The organism is Mesorhizobium sp. M0030 (assembly GCF_040323695.1).
GTDB lineage: Bacteria > Pseudomonadota > Alphaproteobacteria > Rhizobiales > Rhizobiaceae > Mesorhizobium.
In genome coordinates, this window is record NZ_JAMYVE010000041.1 from 1 (window position 1) to 4,180 (window position 4,180).

Consider the following 4,180-nt stretch of genomic DNA (forward strand, 5'->3'; position numbering starts at 1 on the left):
ACAAGCTGTTCATCGGGCTCGCCCGCTCGGCGGCCGATGCGACGGAGTATTTCCAGATCCCGACCGGACGTGTGGTCGAGATCGGAACGCAAGTGACGATTTAGGGCATGCCGCGGTTGAGAAGAATCGGTGCTGTCACATTGATTGAGCGGGTAAGGAAATTCAGGTAGCAGCGCGCCCGGCACTGTAAGTTTCAGCGGCTTGATGCACGCGATAGCTGGCCGGGACGGCTGTCACGCTGTGGCGACACACGCGATCTTGTTCCAGATTTGCATGGGGGCGTTACGCAGGTCTCGATGTTGAGCCGATGACAGCGCATTGCAGGGAAACTGAGCAGGTCGGCAATCGGATCATGGATGGAAACGAACCGCTGAAGCTGGCGTGCCGACTTGAAGCGTTTCATGATCCTTTCGCGTCGTCGAGTCGGCTGGTGCGAATTTTCCGCTCGATTATTCAGGCCTGTGTGCGACCGGTGTTCGACGCCGGGCAAGAGGTCGCGCATGGCGGCATCATAGGATCGGAGCTTGTCGGTGATCATGATCCGTGGTGTCCGCCCTTGAGCTTTCAGCAACTTGCGCATCAGACGCTTTGCCGCCTTGGCATTTCGGCGGCTTTGTACCAGCACTTCGAGGACGAAGCCGTCCTGATCGACGGCACGCCAGAGCCACTGCTTCTTGCCACTGATAGCCACGACACATTCGTCGAGATGCCATTTGTCGCCCAGGCAGCCGGCTGATATTGATCTCCTGGGCGAAATGCCGTCCGAATTTCTCCGCGCAGCTTCGAACGGTCTGATGCGTGACGATGATGCCGCGGGCCGCCAGCATGTCCTCAACCATGCGCAGGCTGAGCGGAAAGCGAAAGTAGAGCCATACCGCGTGCGCAATGATCTCGGGGGAAAGCGGTGGCGACCATAGAGCGGACCACGAGCAACTTCTGACATGGCCCAATGTAAGCACATCTTCATAAGCTGTCGGTTGACTTTACGGTGCCGCGCCAAGCGAGCAGCATCCGGCCGGCGGGGCCGACCCCGTCTCCCGGCCGTGAGCAGAACGGCATCACGCAGGGGCCGCTTCATCCTCGACGCGGCCAGCCTGCTTTGCCGTTACCGCCGCCGCCGAAAGCGCCAGGCGTTGCCGCCAGGCGCCGGTCCGCCGGCAGCGGTTCGTCTCCACCGATGATCCGATTCCCAACCAATTCCACTTTCCCCCATACCTGCGTAACGCCGCTATGCAAATCTGGACAAAATCGCGTATGTCGCCGCAGCATGACAGCCGTCCCGACCAGCTATCGCTGCATCAAGACGCTGATATCTTTACAGTGCCCGCACGCCTCTCGCGCGCCAACGGCCAGTCGGTGTCGCGAATTGAGGCGCGCTGAAGCCGTCCGGCTCAGCCGATCATGGCGCTTCGGTTGCCGGGTTCGAGGTCGTGGCCTCTGCCGCTGCGCGATTCTAGCAATTGCGCCTTGGAGAGCTCTGCTTCAGCCTCGGCGAGGCATGGCTCGGCTGCGGTTCTCTGCCGCAGAAGGTCCGATTGCGAATTCTTGACGTTGTCACGACGTAGGCGAGCGGCCTTGGCGAACGTCGGATAAGCGAAATGATTGACATCGGAGATGCCGCCCTTCGTTTCCTCGGCGTTTATCTGGAACTCCAGTTCTCGCGCCATGCGTTCGAAATCGGCAATCATGATGTCTAGCTGGTGCAACTGTCGTCGCTTCTCATTCACCTGAAATTGCTTCAGTCGGACCAGATTACCTCGTGGCTTCATGACTCGGTACTCCGGTACCCATTTCGTCCAATCAAACCGCTCTCTCCCCTTGACGTTAGGCCTACAGCGACTCTCACGTTTTCTGCTGCGAGCGGAAACATATTTTCCAAAATCCTTGGCCGATGGCTATGAGTTCAATGCATCGACAAGCATGCGAGCGGGGGACTTAAGGGGCGGTAAAAAAAGGCGGAATAGGGCGATTTTCACAATGTCTGCATATGAACGCATTGAGACCTGCGGCGGGCTTGACACACAAAGCAATCGTCAAGATTTGCGACATGGACGCCGGGGGGCATGAATACGCCCGCCGTCAGCTACACGCCCCCCGATTTCCGCCGCCTATTATCGCCCACGCGCTCTGGCTTTATTTCCGGTTTCCGCTGAGCCTGCGCCTGGTTGAGGAAATGCTGCTGGAACGCGGCATCGTGGTTTCGTATGAGACAAGTCGCCGGTGGGGCATCTAAGTTCGGGCTGGACTGCGCTCGCTGCTTGCGCCGCAAGCCGCCGTGCCGGAATGATGTCTGGTACCTGAACGAAGTGGCGTCACCATCGCCCGGCAAAAAGCTTTGGTTGTGGCGCGCCGTCGACCAGGATGGATATGTGCTGGACGAAATCGTGCAAAACCGCCGCAACACCAAGGCCGCCAAGCGCTTGCTGACGCGGCCGTTGAAGAAGCAGGGGCTCGCGCCGAAGCGCATGATCACCGACTAGCTGCGCTCGTATGGAGCGGCAAAGCGACAGGTGATGCCGGACGTCAAGCACCGGTCGCACAAGGGGTTGAACAACGGAGCGGAGAATTCCCATGTGCCGCCGCGAAAACGGGAGCGGATGATGCAGAGGTCCGATCGCCGGGAGGCCTGCAACGCTTCGTCTCGACCTTGTCAGCCCTCCGCAACCTCTTCGTCCCGCCCCAAACGTTCTGCTCTCGCCATACATGTTCATCGCCTCAGCGCGATGGCGCTGGTGATATCACGACGCGTTTGTACTGCTCGACCTACGCCACAGGTGCCGACGCTGTGACGAGCTTCGTCGGTCGCGTGTCGAGTGACGGCACCGGGGACAATTATCGTCGACCGCAGTCCATTGCCCAGACCAAGGCGCTTCTCGGCGTCGGCACGATGGCAAATCGCAGCGTCACGATCTCGGCCGCTGCCCCTTCTGGCGGCGTGGACGGTGATTTCTGGGTGCAGCCGTAATGGCCCTTTACGTCAAAGCCTCCGAGGTCTGGGGGGCGGCTAGCGCCGTATGGGTGAAAATCTCAAGCCTCTGGACCAAGGCTCGACAGGTCTATGTGCGCAGCTCGGGCGTCTGGGAGAAAATGTTCCCGATAGATCTGGTCTTCAATGGCACTCACGAAGACTCGACTGCCACGACCGTTTACACCCACACCAGCATTCCGCTTCTTGTCGCGCCACACGCTAATCGTCGTGTCATCGTGACAACTGAGACCACTGACACCGAAAGTGCAGTGACCGTCAACAGTATGACGATTGGGGGTGTGGCTGCCACCCTTCTCGCTCAGGTGGAAAGCATCTTCAATTCTGGTGTGGTCTATCTGTCAGTGTGGTCGGCCCTCGTGCCAACCGGTACGACGGCAACGATCGTGACCACGTATAGTGAGAGCGTGTTCCGTGACTACATGTCGGTCTATACGACCACCAATTGGGATGGTGTGGTGGGCACTGTTGCCTCTGACAACAATTCAACGGGTGGCCTGACAACGACCGTCAGCATTGGTGCCCTGGGCGCAGCGATCGCAATTGCGGGCAACGCCACCAAGGGGGCATCGGCACTGCGACATGGACCGGGCTGACCCAACAGTTCTCAAACACACCAGTCACGAATAGAAACCACAGCGGAGCAATGGCAATAGCTACCGCCGCCCAAGCTGCCCTCACCGTAACCTGTGCCTACAGCACTACTCCAGCACTTGTCGCACTGCTGGTGGTTCCGCGGTGCGCAACTCCTGACTGGCGACGGCGTCGGCGACATGCCTTACGGACTCGTATTGCCAGAGCTTGTAATCGTCGACAAACCAGCCAAGTCGGCTCTCGATCGCCGTAGCAAGCTCGTTATAGTCGAGGCTGTCGAGGCCGAGATCCCGCATTCTGGTTGTCATCGACACCTCTACTTTTTCGGCAACTAGAGCGTTGAGGGTTTTGAGAACCAGTTGTTCAATTTCAAGTAATGTCATCACTAATACATGCCTTTTGCTTGCAGATTCAGGTAATGCAACCCTGATCGGGGCGCAACCCCCAAAACGAGGTGTGCCGTTGAAACATGTTCTTGTCATTGACGATGATGCCGCAATGCGGCGCCTCATCGCCGATGCATGCCCTGAAGGTAACCGCAGTCCACGATAGCAAGCAGTTTGACTATGTTCTTTCACGTGAGCCAGTCGATCTCGTGGT

At 58.6% G+C, this 4,180-nt stretch carries 5 protein-coding genes and 4 pseudogenes; 5 read left to right on the top strand and 4 right to left on the bottom strand.

What is annotated here, in order from left to right:
- A partial coding sequence (locus tag NKJ80_RS31565) for a KUP/HAK/KT family potassium transporter (RefSeq protein ID WP_502902259.1) occupies nt 1-104 on the top strand: 104 nt, incomplete at its 5' end.
- Nucleotides 105-233: 129 nt separating this feature from the next.
- Here the strand turns inward: NKJ80_RS31565 and NKJ80_RS31285 are convergent.
- From NKJ80_RS31285 to NKJ80_RS31295, 3 genes and pseudogenes are all read right to left on the bottom strand, one after another.
- A pseudogene (locus NKJ80_RS31285) lies at nt 234-943 on the bottom strand (IS6 family transposase).
- Nucleotides 944-993: 50 nt separating this feature from the next.
- Nucleotides 994-1,157, bottom strand: a pseudogene (locus NKJ80_RS31290) (DUF1403 family protein); the annotation flags it as partial.
- 234 nt (nt 1,158-1,391) lie between these two features.
- Nucleotides 1,392-1,769 (bottom strand): hypothetical protein, encoded by a 378-nt coding sequence (locus NKJ80_RS31295; protein ID WP_023690673.1) that lies wholly within the window; start codon nt 1,767-1,769, stop codon nt 1,392-1,394.
- A 294-nt stretch (nt 1,770-2,063) separates the two neighbouring features.
- Between NKJ80_RS31295 and NKJ80_RS31300 the strand changes: the two are divergent.
- The 3 genes and pseudogenes from NKJ80_RS31300 to NKJ80_RS31310 all read left to right on the top strand — a co-directional run bounded on the left by NKJ80_RS31300 (nt 2,064) and on the right by NKJ80_RS31310 (nt 3,582).
- Nucleotides 2,064-2,789, top strand: a pseudogene (locus NKJ80_RS31300) (IS6 family transposase).
- Nucleotides 2,786-2,965 (top strand): hypothetical protein, encoded by a 180-nt coding sequence (locus tag NKJ80_RS31305; RefSeq protein WP_031194388.1) that lies wholly within the window; start codon nt 2,786-2,788, stop codon nt 2,963-2,965. Before NKJ80_RS31300 ends, NKJ80_RS31305 begins: the two are co-directional and overlap by 4 nt.
- On the top strand, nt 2,965-3,582 hold the full coding sequence (locus NKJ80_RS31310; RefSeq protein ID WP_023833323.1) for a hypothetical protein: 618 nt from the start codon (nt 2,965-2,967) through the stop codon (nt 3,580-3,582). Before NKJ80_RS31305 ends, NKJ80_RS31310 begins: the two co-directional genes overlap by 1 nt.
- A gap of 105 nt (nt 3,583-3,687) precedes the next feature.
- On the opposite strand, the gene NKJ80_RS31315 is transcribed toward NKJ80_RS31310, so the two are convergent.
- On the bottom strand, nt 3,688-4,092 hold the full coding sequence (locus NKJ80_RS31315; RefSeq protein ID WP_081730999.1) for a phosphopantetheine-binding protein: 405 nt from the start codon (nt 4,090-4,092) through the stop codon (nt 3,688-3,690).
- On the opposite strand from NKJ80_RS31315, the pseudogene NKJ80_RS31320 reads away from it, so the two are divergent.
- Nucleotides 4,043-4,180, top strand: a pseudogene (locus NKJ80_RS31320) (DNA-binding response regulator); the annotation flags it as partial. The gene NKJ80_RS31315 and the pseudogene NKJ80_RS31320 sit on opposite strands and share 50 nt — an antisense overlap.